Raw genomic sequence first — 24,621 nt, 5'->3', positions numbered from 1 at the left:
AGTATACCTATATCCGATACAAAACGGAAATCCCAAGCTCGGAAATATGGACGAATCGCCTCTGTTGTCCGTGCGGTTTACAACTATTCAATCCTTACAATATTTCAATGTACCCTTCGGTTCCGTTCACGCGAATTCGTTGCCCGTCTTGGATCAGTCTCGTGGCATTTTCCACCCCAACAACTGCCGGCAAGCCATACTCACGCGCGATCACTGCTCCATGGGTCATCAGTCCGCCAACCTCGGTGACAAGACCTTTAATGGATATAAACAAGGGTGTCCAGCCAGGATCGGTAAAGGCGGTGACCAATATATCTCCGTCCTCCAGATCGGCACTTTCCATGTCTAAAATAACACGCGCTCTCCCTTCTATCGTTCCGGAAGAGACAGGTAGACCTACGATCGCGTTAGCCGGCAAATTTTCTCGATTATACTCGCCTGCAATGATTTCACCTTCGGACGTAATGACGCGCGGGGGAGTTAGTTTCTCGAAAAGCTTGTAATCCTCTTTACGTTGGTTAACGATCTGATTATCAAGCTTGTTGGTGCGGACAACTTCGTGAAATTCTTCAAAAGTTAGATAGTAGATCTCTTCTGTGTCACGGATAACGCCGGCTTGAACGAGTTGTTTGGCTTCCTTCAATAAAGCCTGCTTATAAACGAAGTAGCGGCTTATCTTTCCGTATTTTGGATATTCCCGATAGCCAATGAAATTCCGGATGAGGTCGATTTTTCGTTTTGTTTCTTTGGCTTTTTGTTCACCGTCCGGTAATTGTCTCAGTCGGCCTAATAACTCTTGCTCCTTATCCAATGCCTCCTGGCGTCCTTGCTCAAACTTTCGATGACCGGCATTAGGCTCGAAGCTCTTGATATGACCAAGAATCAGGGGGATAAGCGTAATCGGTTTTTCACTCCAACGGGTTCTCGTAATATCGATCTCTCCGGCACATCGCATTCCGTATTTGTTGAGATAATCATGGATAGCGTCTCTGGCTTCCCTTCCCCCATTAAGCTTAACCAGCCCATCCAGAAAATTATCTTCCTTTGCATGCTGCAAATAATCAATCACTTCCGGGTAAGGGCGAATCGCGTCTGCGACATCCAATAGCGCCAGTCCCATTTCCGAAGTAATATTGTGGGGCACAGATTGAGAAAGAGTATCTGCTGCGTTTTTTTCGCCCAACCAGTCGTTAATTTTTTCATTGATCCATGATGTCGCATTTATAGCCGCCATAAATACAGCCGTACTTTGGGGGTCAAATAAGATCTTCTTTAATTGCTGGATATCTTCCAGAATAAAATCAAACAAATCCGTTCCCGATTTCGTTTGGATGTTCTGCTTTAGCTCTTCTATCGAGATTTGGCTGCGCTTAATCAAATCGGAAACGATCGCCGGATCGTTCTCGAATTGTGTTCCCCTATCTATAAGGCTTCTGTGCGGAATCGGCGCTGGCTGATCATGGGGTAACCGTTTTATAAAATCTCGCTCTATGACGGTCATGAGTGCGCCTTTAGTGAGCGGATCGGAGCCCACGGCATTTAATAAATTTTCCCGGCCGACTGGCGTAGACAGACTAGATGCAACATCAACGAACAGCCTCCCTCCGGCTTTACGCATAGGTGCGGGAGTGATCATCAGGTAAAAAGACAAGCCCAACGGCTTTATCGGATCTGTCATCATTTGTTGATGACCGACGGATAGATAAACGTGATTTGCTTGATCGTTCGCTTCCGGGATCGGGTATAAAGTTGTGATAGGTCGACTTTGGACAATATAAAATGTATCATCGGCCAAACACCATTCGATATCTTTGGGACAACCGAAATAAGCCTCGATCTGTCTTCCGATGCGTGCCAGCTGTAAAATTTGTTGCTCCGTGAGGGTCTGAGACCTTTGCCGATCGAGATCGATCTGCATCGTCTCCGTTCCGCCTTCTGTTCTTCCATAGATAGCCAGCTTTTTGGTTGCGATCCTCTTCTCGACGATTTCCTCCTCCCGCACTTGATAACAATCCGCAGATGCCACCCCCGAGACCAAAGCTTCTCCAAGTCCAAAGCCGGCTTCGATGGATAGCAATTTGCGGTTGGAAGTAACGGGATCGGCGGTAAATAAAATGCCTGAAGCCTGCGGGAAAACCATCTTTTGAACGATGACGGATAAATAAACCTGCCTGTGATCGAAACCGTTCTGCATACGGTAGATGACCGCGCGCTCCGTGAACAGGGAAGCCCAACATTTGCCGATGTGCTGCAAGATCGCGTCTTTGCCGATGATATTTAAATAGGTATCTTGTTGACCGGCAAAAGAAGCAAACGGCAAATCTTCGGCAGTTGCGCTGGAACGTACTGCGTAACCATGTTCTTCGCCATGTTGGGCGAGATAGCGAGCAACGGCTTTCGCAACATCGGAAGGGATTTGTACTTCTGTGAGGGTTTGACGAATCTTCCCGCTGATTTCGCGAATTTGGTCACGGCCCTCAATATTCAATGTAGTTAATTGATCCAGCAAATCATGATACGTTTCGTTTTGTTCGATGGCTTGTTGGAATCCCGACGTTGTTACACAAAATCCGTCCGGTACGTGTATTCCTTGAATTTTTGATAATTCCCCCAAATTCAACCCTTTTCCGCCAACGAGCCCAAGCTGCCCTTTTTCCATTTCCTGAAAATCGAGAACTAGTGCATTCATCCCACATCTCTCCTCACCCTTAATTTGAGAAAAGCAATTGACAAGAGCTTGCCGAAGTGATACGATTAAAATGTAAGATAAGATATTTGTGTACATAATGATTAAAACGGTTGGCATTTGATTATACCACCCTGTTTGTTTATGTGCAATATATATAAAGAACCTGGGCAGCCGTGCCAGGTTCTTTTCTTATTTTCCCTCTGGTTTATTTACTATCACTGATTGGCCATCCCTCGCTTGGGGTAAGAAATAGCAACATAGGAAGAGAGGGTGATTCGCATGACAACCGATCAGCGCAACATTCAGGTTGAGGAGCGCCATATCGAGAAGAGATCGGATTCCAGCCGAGTGACGGCTACATTCATCAAGTATGCAGCTTACCTTATCATTTTTTTCGGCATCATGTACTTCCTGGTCAAATATATTCTGCCCAAGTTCTGAGAACGATGTCGTGAACCGTTCAGTGCCTAACATAAGGTTGAAACCCGATATTCAAAATATACGCCCTGCCTCCTTGACGTCGAACTGAATGACGTATTTGGAGCAGGGCGTTAATCGTTATCATGCAGATATGCAGCCTACTATTCCGCGGTCGATCCTCCAGGCGCTACCGGACTTGTAACGCTTAGCACGGACAGTTTGACGGGCCCTGTTCGGCTGGTCATTACTCGCTACAATGGGCTGCCTCCCTTTGAACTGGATGTGAATGGCGGGCTGGAATACGGGGTAAGTATCAATCAGATTCAGACTATCGGTCTTCTGAATTTAAGCGGAGCCAGCGCCACTGGCTCCTTCTCGATTTCGATTCCGGAATAAACCAGCGCAGACTGTAAGACAAACCGTCAGGCTTGTCCTGACGGTTAATCGCTGCTACTCCTTATTGCCGGAACAGCAGCGATTTTGCCGTTAGCCTTTCATCGACCAGACTACGCTTCCGTCCGGACGATAGATGACAATATTGCCGTCGTCCTGGACAGCGAGATGACTATTCGGATTCCTGCATTTATTGGTGAACCAGACGATCTGCTTGCCTTCATCGAAAATGTACAAGTTCCCATCGTGATCCAAATAACATGCCCCTGCCGTCGCCGTAGTTCCTGTCGCCCAAGCTGCATTCCTCGTGATCAATACTTCAGGAGGGTATGTTGCATTGCACGCGGTCAAATCCCCTTGTCTGAGATCGATGACCGCTTTCAGTTCCTGAATCTGCTCCATGATTACCGCTTTCTCTCTCGGAGATGCAGTAGCCAACTGCGCTTGCAGACTTGCTAATTGATTTTGTAGTTGGTTAACTTCAGCTTGAATAGGACGGCACTCCTGGGCTACCCTGCCTGTCGTTTTAGTTATTTTATAGAGAACGAGATTTCCGTCTCCTTGAAAAACCAGCGAGTATAGCCCGTTTGGCGAATGGATGGCCTGATCGATGCCTAAAGTTTCTCCCGGTCGGACAACGCTGCCCTGTGCTGCGGGGGCGTTAGGAAGCCACAGTCCGCGATCGGGCGTCCATGGATGACGCTCCCAGGTGTTGGACCAATCCTGGGCCTCCGCCGGAACGTATCCCCCTTTTCTTCTTCTGTCATGCACAAGGTCGCTCAGTCGGTTTTTAAGATCCCGGACTTGTCGAATCGCATCGAGATTGTGTCCAATCCATTGAGGAGGATACTTTGGTCGGCCTTTATCGTCGAATTCGAACCTATAACCGGTCGCCTCGTATTCCAATTTCCAGATCTCATAACGCATGCGATAGATCAAATCCGTATTTCGTTCCTGCGAGTACTGGTTCGCCAATTGCCTGTAGTTTGCCGGATCGGCTTGCCTCGCCTGATAAGTATCGTCCGCTTTCATATAACCGTAGGCCATTCGAATATCGATAAGTCCGGGATCTATGGTCATTATGTCATGAATGTCGTGATCGGGCTGGATGATCATCACGTTTACGTTCGGGTTTACGTTTGAAATATAGGGCTCTATCTCACTTAATCCCACTTCATTAGCCATAATATCGCTTGTCGCACGATTCGCCACGTCGATCAAGTTTGCGGAACCTTTGGCATAGGTCTCAACCAGTTTTCCGTTTAAAAGGCTTCGCGCCGGTTCCAAAGAGTTATCCGAGGCCAATAGCGCATAAATTTCAGTTGCTCCCGCCTGAATAGCGGCCTGAATCGGCACAAGCTCACGAACGCCGCCGTCTACATAATGCTCATTGCCTATTTTAATTGGAGAAAATGCCAGCGGAATCGAGGCGGACGCCAACGTCCCGCCGCTCAATGCGATGCTTAAAGGGACGGACTGAGGTGGATAAGAGATTTTGCAACTCGTCATCAGCTGATTTTGGTACGAAATTTCTCCGTTCTTTTCGCGAATTTTCTCTATTATACCCGCTTTATCTCTTGGCGCAGCCATCTCCAATTCAGAGTAGAGATAGGCTCGCTGCTGCTCTAGCTCTTTGATTTTGACGGCAATCGGTAAACATTCCGGAGCGTACGGAGGTAATGTCTGCACATAGGTGACGCAGTCCCGCTCCAGCACATTACCCTTTTCCGTCACATATCGCAATGTGCCGCTTTCAAGGGCGACAATGCTCATGCGTAATTTAATGCCGCTATGCCACACTTTTACAGGATCGAGTTTGGATTGATCGTTCAGTTTCGAGTAAATGGGACCCAAATTGTATAGCGATTGAGACTGGCCGTTTAGCACCTCTTTAATTTGATTGATTAGATCTTCGGCAGAATCGTATGCCTCATTAATGTGATACATGAGTCCAAGCGTTCCGAATATCGCCACGCTGGCCCCTGCAACTTGAAACTTTTCTTTACGAACATCTTTACTCTCTAAATGTTTTATAATTTTATTATTTTTAACATTAATATACCAATTCTCTTCCACCCACATATCCGACGTCGTTTGCAGATCTCGCCAGATGCGAATTAATCCACGGAGTCCTCGGGTTTCGTCATGGCCATCCCCCTCTCCTTCCGCGAGTTTGACCGCATTAATGGCCCCGACGGACGTTCCCGTAATGACTGTAGGTCTAACGTTTCTCTCATAGAGGTAGCGCGCTGCCCCGACTTGAAAGTTGCCGCGCGCTCCGCCTCCGCTTAGTACAAAACCGACTGTCACATGAATTCCCTCCAATGTTTTTTGGCTTCGGCTATATCGTAATATTCCGCATATCCCGCTCTCAAGAGACACATTCCCGGGCAGAAAAGGAATTTTTCGGGAACGATTTTCCCTGTGCTGTCGGGAGCGCCAGGTATATGCGGCTTCTAGCCGGAGGGTTACTCTCAACAGGTTCAGTAATAGTCCGCGATACATAAATTCATTCGAATGGAGAATACTGGTGAGTACCAGTTGTCGAAATAAAAAGGTGGAGCATAAATGACATCAACCTCCAGGATCTCTGTGCGAGATGCCTATTTCATCCTTCTCCTCTCTTTAGGGATTACAAATCATGTCATTATGATTCCGCTCCTCCTGCATACGGCCAAAAGGGATGCATGGCTCGGAATTGTTTTGACTCTGATAATAAGCGTGTTCTGGGTATACTTGATCTCCTTTATTATCAGGCGAACCCATCGAAAGCCTATTTTCACCTGGCTGAAGGAACGATATGGTCCTTTTATTAGTTGGTTCTTGCTTATCTTTACCTCTTCCTTTTTCTTCTTAATGGCATTAATTATACTTCGTGAAACGGTAAAGTGGATCAAGGTCTCCTACTTACCTCAGACACCCAAAGGGGTCGTCGTGTTCATCCTTCTCTCTCTATGCGTTATCATCGCCTACAACGGAATACGCTCTATTGCGATCATGTCGGGCGTCCTTTTACCTGTCGTTTGGGTTTTGGGCAATTTTGTTGCCATTGCCAATCTGCGATATAAGGAATATTCGTTGTTAACGCCGTTATTCGTTGAAGGCTACGAGCCTATTTTAAGAAGTATGATCGTAGCCGGCGGTGGGTTTCTGGAATTGATCGTGCTTGTCTTTATTCAGCACCATCTGGCCAAACCGGTAAGTTATTTCTCGATTAGCATCATGGCGATCCTGCTAGCCGGACTTACGCTTGGTCCGCTAATAGGAGCCATTGCAAATTTCGGACCGGTAGTGGCCGCCCAAGCTCGTTATCCGGCCTTCGATCAATGGAAACTTGTCGTAGTCACTAAATATATTAATCACTTGGATTTTTTGGCCTTGTATCAATGGATGTCCGGGGCTCTGATTCGGATTACCCTTTTCTTGTTTCTAATCACGGATACTCCCCCGTTCAAAAGCAAAAAAAGGCGTTTGACAACCTTGATTATTATCGGCGCACTATTGTTCGGGTTATCGCTAAACGCTTTCGTCGATAAGCAAATCGAATCATTTCTTTTTGGGGGATACTCCCTGGTCTCTCTCGTGTTTTTCTCGGCGTTGACGTTAATCTTGACGCTTGCCTCATTTAAATTCCGGAGCGGAGAGGAAAATGCATGAATCCAACAAACAGAAATAACCTCGTTGACGGCGAGGTTTTAGATAAAGATCGATTGAAATCGCTATTTGCCCATTCCGTTGACGTAGTTTTGCGAGAACTTCCTCCAAAGGGGCAAAATCCAATATCGGGTCTAGTCCTCTACTGCGAAGGAATGATTGATGGCCAACTCCTCAATCAGCACGCGTTGCCGAATTTGGAACGCTTGATCGATGAGAGTGAGCAGTGGGACGAACTCGTTGTGGCCATGGAACAGTCGATGGAATGGAAGAAGCTGGACAAGCGCTCCGAGGTGGAGACCCTTCTTTTCGCCGGTCATTTGATCGCCTTTTTTGCCTTACAGGGTTGCTTTTTTTCCATGGATATCTCGCAATTGCCGCAAAGGCAGCCCGAAGAGTCGAGTACCGAAATTTCGATCAAAGGGGCTCGGGATGCGTTTACGGAAGATATCAACACCAACGTTGCTTTAATTCGTAAAAGGCTGCCTACCTGTTCGCTTCATAACGAACGGTACGTAATCGGCACAAGAAGCAGTACGAAAATTTCCCTGTTATACATTTCGGATATTATTCAGCCGCAGATCATCGACGAAGCAAGAAATCGGTTGAAACGGATTGAAGTCGATGCGTTGATTGCAAGCAATCAACTTGAAGAAGCCCTTTCGGATTCATCGCTTTCGATTTTTCCGTTACTGGATTACATCGGAAGGCCCGATTTTGCATCGACATGTCTACTTAGAGGCAGGTTTATCATTTTGGTCGACGGATCTCCTATGGCGCTCATCGCTCCCTGCAATTTGTTAGAATTGTTGAAAACGCCTGAAGATGCTTATTTTCCGTATTACTTTGTCATATTCGAACGAATGCTTCGATTGCTCGGCTTGTTCATCGCGATCTTCTTACCAGGGTTTTGGATCGCTTTAACCTCCTACGATTTGGATCAAATTCCGTTCCCCTTGCTGGCAACGATTACGACTTCCAGATTCGGGCTCCCCTTCTCGACTCCAATGGAACTTTTGCTCATGCTAGCCATGTTCGAGTTGTTCAGGGAGGCCGGCATTCGACTGCCGAAAGCGGTCGGTCAGACGATAGCCGTCTTGGGCGGATTAATCATCGGCGATGCGGCAATACGGGCCGGAATGACGTCGCCGACCATGCTGGTCGTATCGGCAACTACTGCGGTAGCCACGTTCACTTTGGTTAATCAGACCTTGACCGGAACGGTCAGCCTTATTCGGATCTATGTTCTGCTCTGGGCTTCTATCCTTGGGATGTTTGGTTTTTTTATCGGGATGATGAGCTTGCTTGCCTACCTGTCCGTTCTGAAATCGTTCGGACTTCCTTACTTATCCCCGGTATCGCCACTTGTGTGGAAGGACGTGGTGGCCGGCTTGCTTGCGAAACCGTGGTCCTTCTACAAAAAGAGACCGAGTATGTTGAATACGGTGGATACGACTCGTCAAGGAAGGGACAACGAATGAGATGAGGACTTTCTTCAAGCTAATTTGCGTCGTCCTAACGTTAGGGATGACCTACGGTTGCTGGGACATTAAAGAGATTGAAAACGTGAATTATGTAACGTCCATCGGAATTGATTATATCGACAATTCCTTCGTCTTATATGCTCAGATGCTCGACTTCACTTTCATAGCGAAGACCGAGTCGGGGAAATCCGGAAAGAGACCCCAGACATGGATAGGCAAAGCAAAAGGAAAGACGTTGAAACTGGCCATGAACGAACTCTATTCGACTGCCCAAGAATTGACTTCATGGAGTCATGTTTCAAGCATTATCGTCGGAGAAAATGCTATAAAATCCAATTTTCTCAAAACCGACGATTTGATCGGCCGATTTTGGGAAATCCGGCTAACGCCATGGATCTTCGGCACTCGCGAACCGATAGAACGTTTGCTCTCCGTTCCGGCATTTTTTAATTTTTCCCAAAGGAATACGCTGGCTCAAGAACCTTTAGAAGCCTATGATCAGAGATCGTTAATCGAACCCGTTCGCTATTTGAAATTTCTGTCTCGACTATGGGAGCCTGGAACTACCGTCCTATTGCCCACGCTCTCGATCGACTCGACGACCTGGAAGAAAAACGAGAAAATAGATCCCAAAATGTATATTGACGGTGCATACGTGATAGAGGAAGGGAAACTTCTTGGAAAGCTGGAGAATAATAAATTATTGGGCTTAAGATGGCTAGATAAAAATACGACTCGATCGCCGATTGTCATCACAAGTCATGGAGAAGATGCTGCAGTAGTGTCTCTTGGGAGTCCCAGTGTCCGACTGTCTCTCAGTTTCAATAACGGGACTCCGAATTATCATTTCCACATCAAGCTCAATGGCGACATCATTGAAACCTTGGATGAGCTAACCAGAAGCGAGATAGAAAGTAAAGCCGAGGATGTGGTTAGAAATGAGGTGATGAATACGTTCAGGAACGGCCTGGAGATTAAATCAGATATATATAGCTTGGAACATCTCCTATTTCGACAAAAGCCAACTGCTTGGAAGCAATTAAAACGTACAAACGACTTATTATTAAACGAAAGCTCCATCTCTTCGATCACGGTTAAAGTAAATATTAATCAGACCGGAATGAAGGTCTATCCGCTAAAATAAATGGTGATATGGAAATTCGGATAATTCATGGAGCAATAGCCCGTTCCTATTAGGAGGTCAGCCCGTTGAGAAGGGTTGGCCCCTTATGCTTATTAGGGCTTTTTCCCGAAGATGCCGTAAAAAAACAGATGGCCGATTTCCTTTCGCATCTCCACATTCAATTTGTCCCGTACAGAAGAGCTGCCGAGCATCTGCATAATGACATTCATAAAAAACAGAATCGCCTCCGAAGATACGCCTCCGGATATTTTCTGTTCCTGCTTGCCTTGCTCGATCAGCTTCATAATGGCTGGAATGACAACTGTTCGTGAATATTGTTCAATATGCTCGGTAAATACGGGATCCTCAAACATGAAGTTTTTTAAACCGTCGTTGTTTAAGGTTTCCTGATTACTGATCGACAACGCGTACATGTTTTCCATTTTTTCTTCGAAAGGGATGTCGGCTTCCATCATCTTCTGGAAGGCTTCCCCTTCTTCTTCCATGAGATGATAAAAAATTTGTTTGGCCAGCTCCTCTTTGCTGCCAAAAAAGTTATAGATGGAAGCGGGCGAAACGCCAGCTTCCTTCGCGATTTCCCGTACGCCGATTTCTTGAAAGTTGCGATTCATAATCATATTGTGCAAAGAACGAAGAATTTGCTGCTTTTTCTGCTCTCTTCGTTTTTGGAATCCATTCATTCTCTATCCCTCCGTCATTCATTTTACATTTAAATTATGTAACAAAACAACCTATCGTTATTTTTTTATTGACAGCAAATTGCTCGTGAAATATTATGTAACTGAATTCAATCACGTTACACAATTTTATTATTATATCCAATTTGGAGTGCTGTAAGGTAAAGAATCAAAATTGGGGGTGTAGCCATGTCGGTTATTCAAGCCAATCAGTTAACCAAATATTATGGCCAAGTCAGAGCATTGGACGGTTTGAATCTGGAGGCGCGCGAAGGCGAAGTTCTTGGTTTCATCGGTCCAAACGGTGCGGGAAAATCCACCACGATTCGTATTTTGTTGGGGTTACTGCGCAAAACAAGCGGCGAAGTCCGGCTCTTCGGTCAAGACCCTTGGAAAAACGCGGTTGAACTGCATCGCCGGATTAGCTACGTGCCCGGAGACGTCAATCTATGGCCCACATTGACGGGCGGCGAAGCGATCGACCTCTTCGGACGTCTGCGGGGGGATATGGATCGCAAGCGTCGTCAGGCCTTGTTGGAAAAGTTTAATTTGGACCCTGCTAAAAAATGCCGCACCTATTCCAAAGGCAATCGGCAAAAAGTGGCTTTGGTTTCCGCTTTTTCCTCCTCTAAAACCGAGCTCTTCATTCTGGATGAACCGACATCCGGGTTGGATCCGCTCATGGAAACTGTCTTTCAGGAGTGCGTGGCGGAAGTAAAGGCTCAAGGGAAAACCGTGCTGCTATCCAGCCATATTCTGGCCGAGGTGGAGAAGCTTTGCGACCGTGTCGCCATAATCCGCGACGGCAGCATTGTAGAATCCGGCTCCCTTGACCAGCTGCGGCATTTGACCCATTCTTTTATCGCTGTGGAAACCGCACGGAATATAACCGGGCTTGATGGCCTGGCAGGGGTGCATGCTCTCCAATTAAACGGGAATAAAGCTCAGTTTCAGATCGACAGCTCTCATCTGGGAAATGTGCTGCAAATATTGAGCGCCTTTGATATTCAAGCGCTGACGAGCACTCCACCGACTTTGGAAGAACTTTTTATGCGGCACTATGACAACAGCGATAATACGACAGTATCGGCTGGGGGTGTACGGAAGTGAAACGGGAGCGGACTTTGACGGGAACGGGGACATTGCTGCGTTTTATGTTGCGGATGGATCGGATCGCGATTCCCGCATGGGTGCTGAGCATTCTTTTTATCGTACTGGCAACACTCAGCAGCTTCGACGAATTGTATCCGACCGAGACGGCTCGCCAGTCGATGGCAGCGACAATGGTTAATCCCGCCGGGATCGCCCTCACGGGTCCGGAGTTTTACTTGGAAAATTATACGATCGGGGCAATGATCTCACATCAAATGCTTGGCATGACCGGGATTGCCGTTGCCTTGATGAGTATCATGCTTATTGTGCGCCACACGCGCAAGGAAGAGGAAACCGGGCGCATGGAATTGGTTCGCGCATCGGTTACAGGACGTCATGCCAACACAACCGCAGCGTTGCTGCTTGTCGGCGGCGTTAACGTAACACTTGCCCTTCTCCTTGCTCTGGGAATGGGAGTAATGGGGATCGAGTCCGTCACCTGGGAAGGCTCCTTTCTGTTCGCCGCCGCCCTTGCTTCCGTCGGAATCGTCTTTGCGGCAACCGCTGCTGTACTGGGTCAGTTGATGGAGCATGCACGCGGCGCAACCGGCTTGAGCGCCGGTGTTCTCGTTGCCGCATACTGTCTGCGGGCGGTCGGCGATATCGGAGATAGCTCGCTTTCGTGGCTGTCGCCAATCGGATGGGCCCAGCAGACTTCCGCTTTTGTTGACAATAAATGGACGCCTCTTCTACTTGGAGCGGGGTTGACTGCGCTTCTTGTCGTCATCGCCTATCCGATGAGCGTGAGGCGCGATGTCGGAGCCGGTCTGGTGCGCCCCGGGCGTGGCCGCAGTGAAGCCTCCAGCAGCCTGACGACGCCGATCGGACTTGCTTTTCGTCTTCAAAGATTGAATCTGATCGTATGGTGTTTGGCCATGTTGTTGTTTGGAATGTCCTACGGCTCCTTTATCGGAGAAGCCGAGGAAATGATGGATTCCATCGGCGGTGCGCTCAATGAAATGCTCCCGGAGGCAGGCGGGGCTTCGTTTGCCGATAATATTGCCGGCATGTTTATGACCGTGACTGCCATCCTGGCAACGATTCCTGTTCTGCAGAGTATCCTAAAGCTGCGCAGCGAAGAAAATGCAGGACGTGTGGATGCGCTTTTGTCAGGAGCGCTGTCTCGCTCTCGGCTGCTCGGCAGCTATCTCCTCCTCGCTGCAGCAGGCAGTGTTGCAATGATGTTTATGGCAGGCCTGGGAATGGGACTAACGGGAAGCCAAAGCATGAACGACTCCAGGTATTTGTCTGAACTGATTTTTGCGGGATTAAACTTTGTACCAGCGTTGTGGGTTTCCGTCGGCCTGGCTGCCGCTCTGATAGGCTGGCTCCCGAGGGCCGCAGCACTGAGTTGGATTATTGTGGTTTACGCTTTTATTGCGGTCTACCTTGGGGGAATATTGCAGCTGCCTGAGTGGATGATGAGCCTCTCCCCGCTTCACCATGTTCCAAGGCTGCCCGCCGCCTCATTCGAATGGACGCCGCTGCTGCTTCTAACGATGGTTGCTGTGGCTCTCGCATGGACTGGGTTACGGGGATTCCGGCAACGTGACGTGCCTGGGTAGTTTGTAAGTGTTGTTGTACGGTTGTGTCAGCCTGATTACGCTTGCCCGTTGCTGTAATGCAAGCTCTCTTGAATTAATGACATATTTATCAATGTGTTTCTAGCCTCAATTCTTGCTCAGTTATTATTCTAAACTTATCTAATTTGATATTCAGTTTTTCTATCGCTTGCTTATCTAAGCCTTGAGTATTTAATTCAAATGATCCGGTAAATATTTCTGAAGCACTTCCATTAATCGTCCTATTCACTTCATTTATCATTTCATTATCTATTAATCTTTGCTGAAGAGCATCGCTTAAAACGGGTTCAATAGATCTTATAAGGACTGTATTCCTCGTTTTGTTCCAAATATTAAAGTTATAAGTTACGAGCGTTTTGTTGGGTTCTCCACCAAGACCAAATGAAATTGCATTTATAACTAGACCGTCGTTCACAACGTCAGCTTGGCTGCTCTTGCTGCACGCACTAATCGGAAGGGTACAAATTATGATGAAAAATATTAAAGATCGAATTGTTTTTATACCTCTCATTTAATCACTCCCTGAGTTGAACGACTTGCCAAGGTTAGGAACTATTTTTTGCGTAATTTGATAATTAAATAAATACTTCTAATCAACCAAGACACTCCGACGATAAACCCTAAGATAATAGGAATATAAACAAAACGAGAAATAGATCCATCTCCGACTGGGCCGATTCTTGGCTGTTGAATCGACCAGAACTGATAGACAGTAAGGCCAATTAAAAATAGGGATACTATAAGGATTATATAATAACGTTTCATCGTAGCCCCTTCTAGTCAAGAAGTAAACAATAATTGCTCGTTGCAAGTTTGCTCACCCTTCCTTAATACTCAATCCTGCTCTCGAAATCTTCTCTTACTATCGAATATAGCTTTAAATCCTGAAAATCGTTTTTTGCCCAAATGTGCTTTCTTAATACCCCTTCAAATTTCATTCCCGTCTTCTCCATTACTCTTGATGAACCCAAATTCTCAGGAAGACATCGTGCTTCAATTCGAACGAGTTCAAGGTAACGTATATTGTGACACTTCCGGTATGGAGCAGTAACTGGCAATATCATCGAGATCTGAAAATGTTATTGGTCTTAATATGGATCTCTTCGTTTCTAAAATGGGAAAAGAATCAAACCGATCTTCGATCCTCATTTTGCGCCCCCCAATCCTACAAAATAACTATTTAAAGAAAACGTCTTGTCTCCTTAAGTTCTTCTATATATCCCACGATTTCTACATTGAAGTTTTCTGTATATAATTTAGGATTCTCTTCGTATACTTCAATTGGTGCAAAAGCAGCCAAAATAATCTTTGTAATTTATTGTTCGTAGCTTCTATTTTAAATGGATTGCTCTTAGATCCAGTTGACGTTTTTATTGGGTAACTTATGTATACATTATTTTGTGCAATTGTGAATTGCGACAAATTCTTTAGTTTGAGCGAATAAGCTATTCCTTGAGGCATGATAGATGTTTCTATTAATTCAATTTTTATTTGATCTATGTCTGATGATTTGACTTGAGGTTCCGAATTACAGCCTGTTAATAAAATATATATGAGCGAAGAAAATGCAAAACCTAAAATTGATCTTCGCATGGCTACTGCTCTCCTTTCTTTTTAGCATTTGTCGGTCTTAAATTCATTGATTCAAAACCACATAGCCTAACCAACCAATAACAAGATATACTGGTGTATTTACTAGAAATGCCAATGTGTATTTGTTCTTTCTTATTAATATTGAAGACCCTAGATAAAACAAAGGGAATATTAAGCCCCAAATATGAAACCTTGGCGATACCGCAAGATAAATAGACAAGGGTATTATTAGAACAGCAGAGACGTATAAACTGCGAGGGCTTCTAATCAATATTCCTAAAATAGAACAAATTATTGATGCAATCATAGCAGGCCAGAAAAACAAAGTAATCATGTCTCTCATACCTTTATCATCATTTTGGAAAAATGCCGGAAGTAAGAATGAAAATCCCCGCAACAATTGCAAAAATACCGCCTATTCGTGCCGATACAAGGGCTGCCGTACTCGGTTCGGCATTTTTGAACTGCCAGCCTACGCTCAAGTACCAAGAAATCCTTGGAAAGAATACTCCGATTGCCCCCATTATGATGAAAAGAATCGGGATCAATGTGAACAGGAACATAGATCTCACCTCCCTATACCATTATACAGAATGTTCCAATTATTAGACGCTGAAATTGAGTATAAGTTTCATTGGCTTGCCCTATTCGTTTCGATTCCTTGCTGTTCCCATAAGCCAAGTCGCCTGAGATGATCGATACACACAAAGTAAGGGGTATGCCTCTCCTGCAGATTGCCTCATACGCTCCTGAAATTGCTCTGTAACGGGTTTGCCCATTCAGATTTCGGGAGCATATCGCATCGGAAGGAGGTACATACCCCTTGGACTTTTAGTATGGATCATCTTTGAAAGCAACTTGAAGCGCTTAGAGGCAGCCCCTTTCAGGGTAGGCTGGCTATTAAGTAATGGAAGCTTGGAAAATGGATTGAATGGTGTCGACAAGCCGCTCTTCAAATTGGGAATCTGTTTGCTGGGAGGTCAACCCCTCTGCCAATGCGCGTGAGAAGCTGGCAATCAGCCCGCGATTACGAGCAAGCCTTGCATTGGCGTCCTCCATTTCGTATCCTCCTGACAAAGCGACAACTCGGACGACGTGGGGATTTCCAATCAGATCTTCATAGAAGTTGTCGACGGACGGAATGGTAAGCTTCAACATAATCTTTACATTCGATTCGAGACGCGACAATTGTTCCAGAATCATCTCTTTAAGCAGACTCTCCGATTCAACCTTATCCGTGCTGTTGATGTCTACTTCGGGCTCTACGATAGGAACAAGACCTGCTGCGAATATACGCTTCGCAAGGTCGAACTGCTGCTCGACGAGACTTCTAATGCCGGCCGGATTCGCTTCCTTAATGACGGATCGCATCTTCGTTCCGAAAATATTCTTATCGACAGCTTGAGCCAAGCGTTCGTCCAATCCCGCCATGGGCTTCATAAGCTGTACGCCGTTCTCTAGACCGGCGAGTCCTTCGTCAATCTTTAGGAAAGGTACGATGCCCTTCTTCTCCCAGAGATAATCCGCCGTATATAGACCGTCAATGGTTCGATTCATCGTATTCTCGAACAAGATGGCACCTAGAATGTATTTCGAATCGAATACAGGGCAAGTGATTATTCGCGTCCTCATGTCATGAACTAACTTATACATCTCTTCTTCGTTCGAATAGCCGGATTCCTGGATACCGTATCGAAGCAACGCTTGTGGTGTGCTGCCTCCGCTTTGATCCAATGCAGCAATGAATCCTTGGCCAACACGAATTCGTTCCAGTTGTTCATTATTCATTAGAAACCGTCAGTCCTTCCATGATTGATTTGGTTAGGTTACTGAGTCGAATTCCCCCTAAAGGGATTAAGAAAAGTATAAAGATTAGCGCTCCTGCCTGTCAAATAAACGGCAAATTACCAACTTGCCTCCGACACTGCCTCGCTCTCTCAAAAGGGACCAATTTGATGGGTTCATAAGTAATAGCCAACAATAAACCCTAATAAAATTAACCAGAATACTTATCCCTATGAAAATCTTCTTCATCGACTGCTCCCAGTGATCGGAATTTTGATAAAAGTTTCCGCTGACAATTTCGCTTTGCGATCTTCCCCCCAATAAATTTTTACATTTTTACCACCCTCATTATAACAGGAGTCTTTAATCCGGAGGGCAAATCGACGAATAATAAGATTATCCGGTCGTCGCCTAAAGAAAAAACGGGACAGCTGTCTAGTCTTAGCTGTCCCGTTAGTAATAAGCGATTGGTCTTATTCGAATAGATCAGTAACCGCTCCTTTGGCTGAGGAGGAAACCAGTCGTGCATATTTAGCCAAAACTCCGGAATTGTACTTCAAAGGAGGAGCTTGCCAAGCTTCTTCCCTTCTCATTAGTTCTTCTGTTGAAACGGCAAATGAAAGGTCCTGCGCGTCGCTATCGATCGTAATGATATCGCCTTCGCGCAACAGCGCGATCGGCCCTCCAACCTGTGCCTCCGGTGCGGCATGGCCGACGACAAATCCATGCGACCCACCCGAAAAACGACCGTCTGTCAGCAAAGCGACTTTGCCTCCCAATCCTTTGCCTACGATTAAAGCCGTTACCGAAAGCATTTCCGGCATGCCGGGTCCGCCCTTCGGGCCGCAATAGCGTATCACCAGCACGTCGCCTTCCCGGATCTCGTCTCGCATGATCGCTTCCGTTGCCGCCTCTTCGCTGTCGTATACGCGTGCCGGCCCGCTGAAGCGCGAATTCTTCATGCCGGACATTTTGGCAATCGCGCCTTCGGGCGCCAGGTTGCCCCGCAGAACGACCAGCGGGCCTGTCGGCTTGAGGGGCCGGTCCAGCGGGCGGATAATCGTCTGCTCCGGATGCAGCGGATCCACTTGAGCCAGATTTTCGGCCAGCGTCCGACCGGTAACGGTGAGGCAATCCCCGTGCAGATATCCTTGGTCGAGCAGCATTTTCATCACGCCGTGCACTCCGCCCACGTCGTTGAGATCCTGCATAACGTGAGCTCCGCTCGGCTTCAAGTCGGCTAAGTGCGGCACGTTCAAACGAATCCTCTCAAAATCGTCGTAGGAAAGATCGACACCGACCGAATGCGCAATGGCAATCAGATGAAGAAAAGCGTTTGTGGAACCGCCAAGCGCCATTACAACCGTAATCGCATTCTCGAATGCCCGTTTTGTCATGATATCGCTTGGGAAGATCCCCTTCTCCAACAAATCCAATACCCGTTCGCCGGCTTGCGCACATTCCTCCGCTTTCAGCTTTGATATGGCGGGCGTCGACGAGGAGCCGGGAAGGCTCATTCCCATTGCCTCTGCGGCCGCGGCCATCGTGTTTGCGGTGTACATACCGCCGCATGCACCCGGTCCTGGACAGGCAGTGCATTCGACTTTGTGAAGCTGCTCTTCCGTGATCCGGCCATCGTGAAATTGTCCGACCGCTTCAAACGCACTGACGATATCCACTTGTTTGCCGTCCAGATAACCTGGCTGAATTGTCCCGCCGTAGACATATACGGCCGGCAGGTTCAATCGGCCGATCGCCATCAGGCAGGCCGGCGTATTTTTGTCGCAGCCGCCGATCGCGACCAGTCCGTCAAACCGTTCCGCATTCGTAACGATCTCAATGGAGTCCGCAATCGCTTCCCGACTGGGCAGCGAGAACGACATGCCGGCATGCCCCATCGATATGCCGTCCGATACTGTAATCGTATTAAAAATAAGCGGGGCGCCGCCCGCGGAGCGTAACCCTTGCTTAGCCGCCAAGGCAAGCTGATCAATGTGCATGTTACAGGGCGTTACTTCGCTCCATGTGCTCGCGACGCCAATCATCGGTTTTTTAAAATCCTCGTCCTTGAAGCCCACTGCGCGCAGCATCGCCCGATTCGGTGCCCTATTCGCGCCCTCGCTGATCACATGACTGCGGATTCGCAAGTCTTTTTTGTCTGTCATCTCGTTTCATCCTTTCCGAATTTTTTAGAGTACTGCATAGAGTTCGTTCATCGGCCGTATCAGGTTTTGTTTCATCATAGTGCCGGCAGCCTCTCCGTCCCGCTTCTCTAACGCCGCAATAATGGCGGAATGCTCTTCCACCGATGCGCGCGTTCCGGCGACCGGCTGACGGAGAAACACATACTTGAACCTTCTGATATGGACCTGCAGGGAAGAACTGAAAGAGGCGACATACGGGTTGTCCGCAGCCTCGACAATAAGACCGTGGAACTGTTCGTCGAGTTCCATCGCACGATAAGGCTGCCCCCCTTCGATCGCTGCGGCAAACTGGACATTAAGAGACGATAACAGTTCAAGCTGCTCTGCCGTTACGCGGGATGCGGCGGTCTCCGCAGCCAGGGCATGCAACGAAGCTAATGTGGAATAGAGGTGCAGAATATCATCTTTCCTGATCAGGGTGACACGAGTTTCTTTGCCTGGATGCATCGCGACCAGCCCTTGAATCTCCAGCAGCTGCAGAGCTTCCCGGATGGGCGTTCTGCTGACGGCCAGCGATTCCGCCAACTCGGAATCAATAAGCTTTTCGCCCGGTTCAAGCGTCCCCTCTATAATCCAGCGTTGAATTTGGGCAAGCGCACGCTCCTTGGCAGTCAGACGGACGGGAGAACTAAAGTTTCTAGGGATCGGCATCTTTAATCATTCCTCAATTAAGGTTATGTATGCAATATATCGCATGCAATATGCATTTGACAAGGAAAAAGATTTTCTTACTTCCTAAAACCTCCCCATTAGAGTCAAGCTAAAAAAGCCCTTATTCCTGTTGCCGAGCCGATTTTCGCTCGCCAATCCGGAAATAAGGGTTGTAGTACGGTTTACGGTGCAGTCGGCAATACCGCAGCTCCGGCTGCCTTGCCGTCAACGCCGAGAACTTCGATCTCATCAAGGAAAACCCAGACGTTGACCGGGAATTCAACTTTGACGTAACGAGCGTACACTTTGTCCGCTCCCGCTTTCCCCGGCACACCGTCGGTTATCCCGTTCCATCTCACGAACTGGGCCGTGGCGGTATTCGGAGCCGACGACGGAGAAACGGTGGCTAGCGAGCTCCAAGTTTGACCGTTAGTCGAAACTGAAAAAGCGGCGTTCTGCGGGAAATAGATGCCGGGCCCTGTATCCTGAAGAAAATGGGCTCTTATTAGTCCGATCGATTTGTTGCTGCCCAAATCAAATGTGATTGTGCGGCTTCGCTCCGCAGGGTAATCGCTTCCCGCATGGCCCTGCCACTGCCCGTTGCCGTAATCCGTCCCTCCGAACAGGCCGTTCGTAAGTTCATTCCCGGAATCGGGATAGTTGGCGTTAGGCGGCCTTGATAGGGTATAGCTATGACCGAGAACCAGGTTGCCAAGGCCCCAGCCGTCGGACCAAGTTTGGATGAGAACTTGGGCATAACTATCAAGCAGCGTTGCCGCCGAAGCCGAGATCAATCCTTGCGCCTGCACGGCCGGGTCATGAATGTGCGCGAGAAAATCCTGCATATACGCAACGGCGTCCTTCGGCTTGTTTTGGTCCAGAAGAATCTGGATAATCTGCAGACGGTACGACAACTCATTGCCGAAAACTGATTGGATTTCGTTCGAAGAGACGTAATCCCCGACAAGTCCTGCCATCGTCTCGGGCGTCGGGTTGTTGTCGGTAGCATACTTTCCATTTAAGTACTGGTACAGCCAGTCGTACATGAGACGCAAATCCGGATCCTTGCTTACGCCTAGATTGTATACCGCATTGTTGCCTTGATAATAAGCTCTGAACCCGTTTTGCATCAGGCCGCTTCTGACGCCGCTGTCCAAATATTCGATAAAACGATGGCGCAGGATGGGGTCCGTCAGCATCCCGTCATCGAACTCGATTTCTTCTCCCATCCCGTACCGCTTCGCATTGTCCGCAGCGTCTTCCAGACGGTCCGGATCCATTCCGCCGAAGAAGTAATTCGGCTGGTAGGCGGCGGCGTCCACTCCGACGTCTTTCCACATAAACATTTTGTACGCTAAGGAGTGAGGAATCCAGAAAACCTTCAAGTTCATGGCATGCACCTTTTCCGTCACTGCGCGAATCATATCCGGTCCCGATTCGGATATCTCGATTTGCTCCGGCATCCAGTACATGCCGACAAGCTCAAGATTGGAGTAAGCGGCGTCTGCCATCTTTGCTGGACCTGATCCAGCCACCACTGCACCGCTTTTTTCCTGTTGGCAAACGCTCGTTCTTCGCCTACGGCGGAGTCGTTAAAATTTAAGGAACCACTGCCGTCGATGTCGCCGAAATCGGTTAAAAATTCCCCGGGATTTGGAATCATTAACACAACCTTGACACGATGAGCGGGCTCGTTCAGCTTGGCTCCGACTTCCTTGGCCGCCTCATTTAACTGCTGCATATCCCCTGTGGCAGCAAACGTTTTATCCAAATACCAATTCCAGTCGTCCAGGTTGGTTTGCCCCAGACCGAAATCGCGGCCGGCCGGCGAAGCTATTCCGAGATAGAGAATGCCGTCAAAAAGCCAATCGACCGGCTCGCCGTCTTTATTCACATAGCTGATGTTAGGGATAATCCGTTCTTTGTTCCAATTGCCCAATCCATTAGCGTATTGACCGTTATAGAACAGATTCAGATTCCGGATACCGGCCGTAGCTTCCCCCGGCTCCAAAAATTGCGGCTGCTCGGCTTGAACCTTTACCGCTCCTTCAATCTTGCCGTCCGTACCGATAATTTCGATTTCGTCAATATATTCCGCTAGCGAATGATGCATCGTAAAAGCGACCTTCACATAGCGGGCATAAGCCAACGTGCCATCCGTATTCCCGCCTTTGATGCCGTCCCGGCTGCCCTCCCATTCAAAGGTCTCCTGCCTGGGCGGTCCTCCTCCCCATAGCAGCTGCGTAGCGTTATGGGAAAGCAGTCCCCAATTTTCCTTGTCGTCGGAGACATACATGGATACCGACAAAGGCACGAGAATCGAGTTAGCGGGATAATCTTGAAAAAAATGAGCGGTTATCCTCCCGACCGACTTTTCCTGCCCCAAATCGAATACGACTTCGCGCGTCTTGCCGCGCAGATGCCCCACCCAAGCCGGGTCGTTCTTATCCAATGCGGCGTATACTCCATCTGTAAGCTTGTAGCCGTCATCGGGATGAGAAGCTTCCGGCGCTTCGGACCATTCATACGGGAGACCGGCCGCAAGATTGCGGAAATTCGTCTGCTCCTCTGCCGATGGCGCCTCCTCCTGATTCGCGGCCGCAGCTGCAGACGGAGAATTCGCCTGGATCGCAGAAACCGGAGTTATCGCCAAAGCTGCTGCCATCAGGATCGATCTCCATTTTTTGGTCGAAATCATCTTGATCAGCTCCTTTTTTAAACGATTCCGTTCTATTTCCCCTTAGCCGCCAGAAACACGTCGATTTGCCTTTGCAGCTCCTGCTGAATTTTTTGGAGTGCGGGACCGGCCTCCGCTTCGAATTTCTTCAAGGTGTCCTCGGTATCCATCACTCCGTTGAATAGCGCAGTATAATATTGCCCATCGACGATGTTGTACTGGCTGACCTCGTTTTGCACCGGGGTACTGTCGAATTCGAAGCCGGCCAAAATATCTGTCGTGAACATATCGGCATTGCGAAGCACGGCATCCAGTTCATCGTTCTTCGGATTGCCTCCTACAACAGTGCGCTCATCGACCGGATTCCACAGCCAGACATAGCCGAATGCATAGTAGCCGGTCGTATCCAGGTTTTTCATTTTGTCCTCTCCTACCGCTTCCCAATGCTTGCCTTCGATGCCGTAAGAGAGCAGGTCGTAGTTTTCCTTCTCATTCGCCCAGTTCAGGAACATCATCGCCCGTTCCTTGTGTTTGCTCACCTTCGGAATAGCGAGGAAATTCCACTGTTTAAAATTGGTGATGTTCGCGCCCTTGTCCGGATTAAAAAAGGTGACCGTTTCCAGCTCGCCGTTCGGCACATTGTTCTTGATCGTGTTCTTGTGGAAGTCCGAGATGCCGAACGCGCCGTTCGTCACGATTGCCACTTTGCCTGCCGAGATCGGCTGCTGAAAATCCTTCGTCGTCAAAATATCCTTGAAAATCAGTCCGTCTTTAAACCATTTGTTTGCATTAGCCAACCACGTGCCGACAGGCTCCCTCTCCTCCAGCAAGTTGTGAACTTTGCCGTCATTGTTCGTGTAGTAGAGCATCAGGCTGTTGCCCAGCGCGTGGGTCGGTCTGACATAGGTTTCGTAATCGTTCAGCGCATGGTGGGCGACAAATGAATACGTGGCGGAGCCGGCGGTCATCGGGATGATGCCATTCTCCTGCTCTTTCACCTTGTAGGCGAATGCGATCAAATCTTCATAGGTGTAGATCGGCGGAACGCCTAGCTTCTCGCGAATGTCTTTGCGCAAAATGTAAGAGTTGCCGGACATATAGCTGACGCCAAGCGGAACGGCCATAATTTTGCCGCCGTACTTGTTGTAGTCCCACATTTGTTGCGGCCGTTTGTCCAGCACCGTCTTGCCGTACTCGGCCAACAGATCGTCGAGCGGTTCATAGAAACCGCTTGCAATCATCTGATTGATGTGCAGCCATGGCGCGTCGAAGATCAGGTCGATGTTTTCGCCGGAAGCGAGCGTCACCTGCGTCTTTTGCGCCAAATCCGACCAAGGCACGAACACGACGTCGAGCTTGACATTGATCGTGTCCTTCATTCGTTTCTCCGCCTCGGCGATGACCAAATCCATATCCGGCGGGCGGTCGCCGGGAATCATAATTTTCAGCGTGACCTCCTCCAGCTTGGCGTTGCTGCTGAGGCCGGCACTGTTTTCGGCCTTGACGGATGGTTCCGATGGCTTCCCTTCCCCTTCATTCTTGCCAGCGCAGCCTGCGAGCGCGACAAGCGCGATCAATAGCGCGAGCGCAGCGGACATTCGTCTTTTCATGCTTGATTCCCCCTGTGTATTGTTTTCCTACCCTTTTACCGATCCAAGCGTCAAGCCTTTAATGAAGAAGCGCTGAATGAACGGATAGACGAACACGATCGGGCCGATGGTCACGCAGACGATCGCCAGCTGTATGCCATAGGTTGGCACGACGGCATTGTACTGTGTCTGGCTGCCGCTCACATAAGCCATCACGTTCAAGTTGGACATCAGTTGGCGAATCATCATCTGCAGCGGCAGCATTTTGTAATTATCGATAAATAGCAGCGACAAGTACCAGTCGTTCCAATATTGCAGCGCATAGAACAGACTCACTGTAGCGATGGCAGGCAGCGAGATCGGCCAAATAATGCGAAAGAAAATAGAGAAATCATTGGCGCCGTCCACCGTCGCGGCTTCATTCAATTCATACGGAAGCGTCCGGTAGAAAGAGATGAGAATGAAAGCGTAGAACGGATTAAGCAGATAAGGCAAAATGAGCGCCCATATCGAGTCTTTCAGATGCAGCCAGTTGGCGATCAGCATATAGAAGCCGACAAGCCCGGCGCCGAACAGCATCGTCAAGAAGGTCAAAAACGATAAAATGTTGCGGTACTTCACCCTCCGATGGCTCAGCGTATAGGCATAGGCGGCTGTCACCAGGACCCCCATCGCCGTGCCGACGGCCGTTACCATAATCGTAATGCCGTAGCTGCGGAACACCTGTTTGCCGGAGAGCAGAAATTCGTACGCCTGAAGGCTGAATTTGTCCGGCAGCAGCTGATAGCCCGCCGTTTGAAGAAGCGATTCATCTGCGAACGAGTTGATGAACACGATCCAGAACGGAATGAAGCAAAATAGCGCAAACGCGATCAGCACCGCGTACATCAAGACAAGAAACAAACGTTCTCTCATATCGATCACAC

The 24,621-nt window shown here is 48.2% G+C and carries 17 protein-coding genes and 2 pseudogenes; 6 read left to right on the top strand and 13 right to left on the bottom strand.

The features are described 5' to 3' along the window. Nucleotides 1-94 precede the first annotated feature (94 nt). Nucleotides 95-2,689 carry a phosphoenolpyruvate synthase gene (gene ppsA / locus J4772_RS12945; RefSeq protein WP_209075514.1) on the bottom strand — a complete coding sequence of 865 codons (2,595 nt, stop codon included), beginning with the start codon at nt 2,687-2,689 and terminating at the stop codon, nt 95-97. Between the two features lie 279 nt (nt 2,690-2,968). On the opposite strand from ppsA, the gene J4772_RS12940 reads away from it, so the two are divergent. Beyond that, entirely contained in the window at nt 2,969-3,130 is a 162-nt protein-coding gene (locus J4772_RS12940) for a hypothetical protein (RefSeq protein ID WP_181917820.1), read from the top strand. Nucleotides 3,131-3,595: 465 nt separating this feature from the next. Here the strand turns inward: J4772_RS12940 and J4772_RS12935 are convergent, their stop codons facing one another. Continuing rightward, complete coding sequence (locus J4772_RS12935; RefSeq protein WP_371822897.1) at nt 3,596-5,584, bottom strand: patatin-like phospholipase family protein; 1,989 nt, start codon at nt 5,582-5,584, stop codon at nt 3,596-3,598. 78 nt (nt 5,585-5,662) lie between these two features. After that, nucleotides 5,663-6,007 (bottom strand): annotated as a pseudogene (locus J4772_RS37540) (patatin-like phospholipase family protein); the annotation flags it as partial. A gap of 63 nt (nt 6,008-6,070) precedes the next feature. Here J4772_RS37540 and J4772_RS12930 point away from each other — a divergent pair. From J4772_RS12930 to J4772_RS12920, 3 genes are read left to right on the top strand one after another with little or no spacing between them, the layout of a single operon-like run. Next, nucleotides 6,071-7,159 carry a GerAB/ArcD/ProY family transporter gene (locus J4772_RS12930; protein ID WP_209075512.1) on the top strand — a complete coding sequence of 363 codons (1,089 nt, stop codon included), beginning with the start codon at nt 6,071-6,073 and terminating at the stop codon, nt 7,157-7,159. After that, entirely contained in the window at nt 7,156-8,637 is a 1,482-nt protein-coding gene (locus J4772_RS12925) for a spore germination protein (RefSeq protein WP_209075511.1), read from the top strand. Before J4772_RS12930 ends, J4772_RS12925 begins: the two co-directional genes overlap by 4 nt. 1 nt (nt 8,638) lies before the next feature. Continuing rightward, a complete protein-coding gene (locus J4772_RS12920; RefSeq protein WP_209075510.1) occupies nt 8,639-9,784 on the top strand; it encodes a Ger(x)C family spore germination protein in 1,146 nt (381 codons plus the stop codon). A gap of 92 nt (nt 9,785-9,876) precedes the next feature. Here J4772_RS12920 and J4772_RS12915 read toward each other — a convergent pair whose 3' ends face one another. Continuing rightward, nucleotides 9,877-10,464 carry a TetR/AcrR family transcriptional regulator gene (locus J4772_RS12915; RefSeq protein WP_116062469.1) on the bottom strand — a complete coding sequence of 196 codons (588 nt, stop codon included), beginning with the start codon at nt 10,462-10,464 and terminating at the stop codon, nt 9,877-9,879. A 186-nt stretch (nt 10,465-10,650) separates the two neighbouring features. On the opposite strand from J4772_RS12915, the gene J4772_RS12910 reads away from it, so the two are divergent. Both J4772_RS12910 and J4772_RS12905 read left to right on the top strand, forming a co-directional pair. Continuing rightward, nucleotides 10,651-11,571, top strand: a complete 921-nt coding sequence (locus J4772_RS12910) for an ABC transporter ATP-binding protein (RefSeq protein WP_209075509.1) — start codon at nt 10,651-10,653, stop codon at nt 11,569-11,571. Next, nucleotides 11,568-13,178, top strand: a complete 1,611-nt coding sequence (locus J4772_RS12905) for an ABC transporter permease (RefSeq protein ID WP_209075508.1) — start codon at nt 11,568-11,570, stop codon at nt 13,176-13,178. Before J4772_RS12910 ends, J4772_RS12905 begins: the two co-directional genes overlap by 4 nt. 88 nt (nt 13,179-13,266) lie before the next feature. On the opposite strand, the gene J4772_RS12900 is transcribed toward J4772_RS12905, so the two are convergent. The 9 genes and pseudogenes from J4772_RS12900 to J4772_RS12865 all read right to left on the bottom strand — a co-directional run bounded on the left by J4772_RS12900 (nt 13,267) and on the right by J4772_RS12865 (nt 24,610). Beyond that, nucleotides 13,267-13,707: a hypothetical protein gene (locus J4772_RS12900; protein WP_209075507.1), complete on the bottom strand. Its 441-nt coding sequence runs from the start codon at nt 13,705-13,707 to the stop codon at nt 13,267-13,269. 1,435 nt (nt 13,708-15,142) lie between these two features. After that, nucleotides 15,143-15,352 (bottom strand): DUF6199 family natural product biosynthesis protein, encoded by a 210-nt coding sequence (locus tag J4772_RS12895; RefSeq protein ID WP_246016619.1) that lies wholly within the window; start codon nt 15,350-15,352, stop codon nt 15,143-15,145. A 337-nt stretch (nt 15,353-15,689) separates the two neighbouring features. Continuing rightward, nucleotides 15,690-16,577 (bottom strand): fructose bisphosphate aldolase, encoded by an 888-nt coding sequence (locus J4772_RS12890; protein ID WP_209075506.1) that lies wholly within the window; start codon nt 16,575-16,577, stop codon nt 15,690-15,692. Nucleotides 16,578-17,047: 470 nt separating this feature from the next. Continuing rightward, nucleotides 17,048-18,739, bottom strand: coding sequence for a dihydroxy-acid dehydratase (gene ilvD / locus J4772_RS12885; protein ID WP_209075505.1), 1,692 nt, complete (start codon nt 18,737-18,739; stop codon nt 17,048-17,050). 24 nt (nt 18,740-18,763) lie between these two features. Then, nucleotides 18,764-19,429, bottom strand: a complete 666-nt coding sequence (locus tag J4772_RS12880; protein ID WP_209075504.1) for a GntR family transcriptional regulator — start codon at nt 19,427-19,429, stop codon at nt 18,764-18,766. Nucleotides 19,430-19,611: 182 nt separating this feature from the next. Then, entirely contained in the window at nt 19,612-20,406 is a 795-nt protein-coding gene (locus J4772_RS37535; RefSeq protein WP_371822896.1) for a discoidin domain-containing protein, read from the bottom strand. A gap of 108 nt (nt 20,407-20,514) precedes the next feature. Further along, nucleotides 20,515-21,542, bottom strand: a pseudogene (locus tag J4772_RS37530) (DUF4855 domain-containing protein); the annotation flags it as partial. A gap of 617 nt (nt 21,543-22,159) precedes the next feature. Beyond that, entirely contained in the window at nt 22,160-23,716 is a 1,557-nt protein-coding gene (locus tag J4772_RS12870) for an extracellular solute-binding protein (protein ID WP_209075503.1), read from the bottom strand. Nucleotides 23,717-23,743: 27 nt separating this feature from the next. Then, nucleotides 23,744-24,610, bottom strand: coding sequence for a carbohydrate ABC transporter permease (locus J4772_RS12865; RefSeq protein ID WP_209075502.1), 867 nt, complete (start codon nt 24,608-24,610; stop codon nt 23,744-23,746). Between the last annotated feature and the right edge of the window lie 11 nt (nt 24,611-24,621).

Origin of the sequence: Cohnella sp. LGH, from assembly GCF_017671885.1 — a bacterium.
GTDB classification, from domain to species: domain Bacteria; phylum Bacillota; class Bacilli; order Paenibacillales; family Paenibacillaceae; genus Cohnella; species Cohnella phaseoli.
This window is presented reverse-complemented; position numbering and strand designations above follow the sequence as displayed.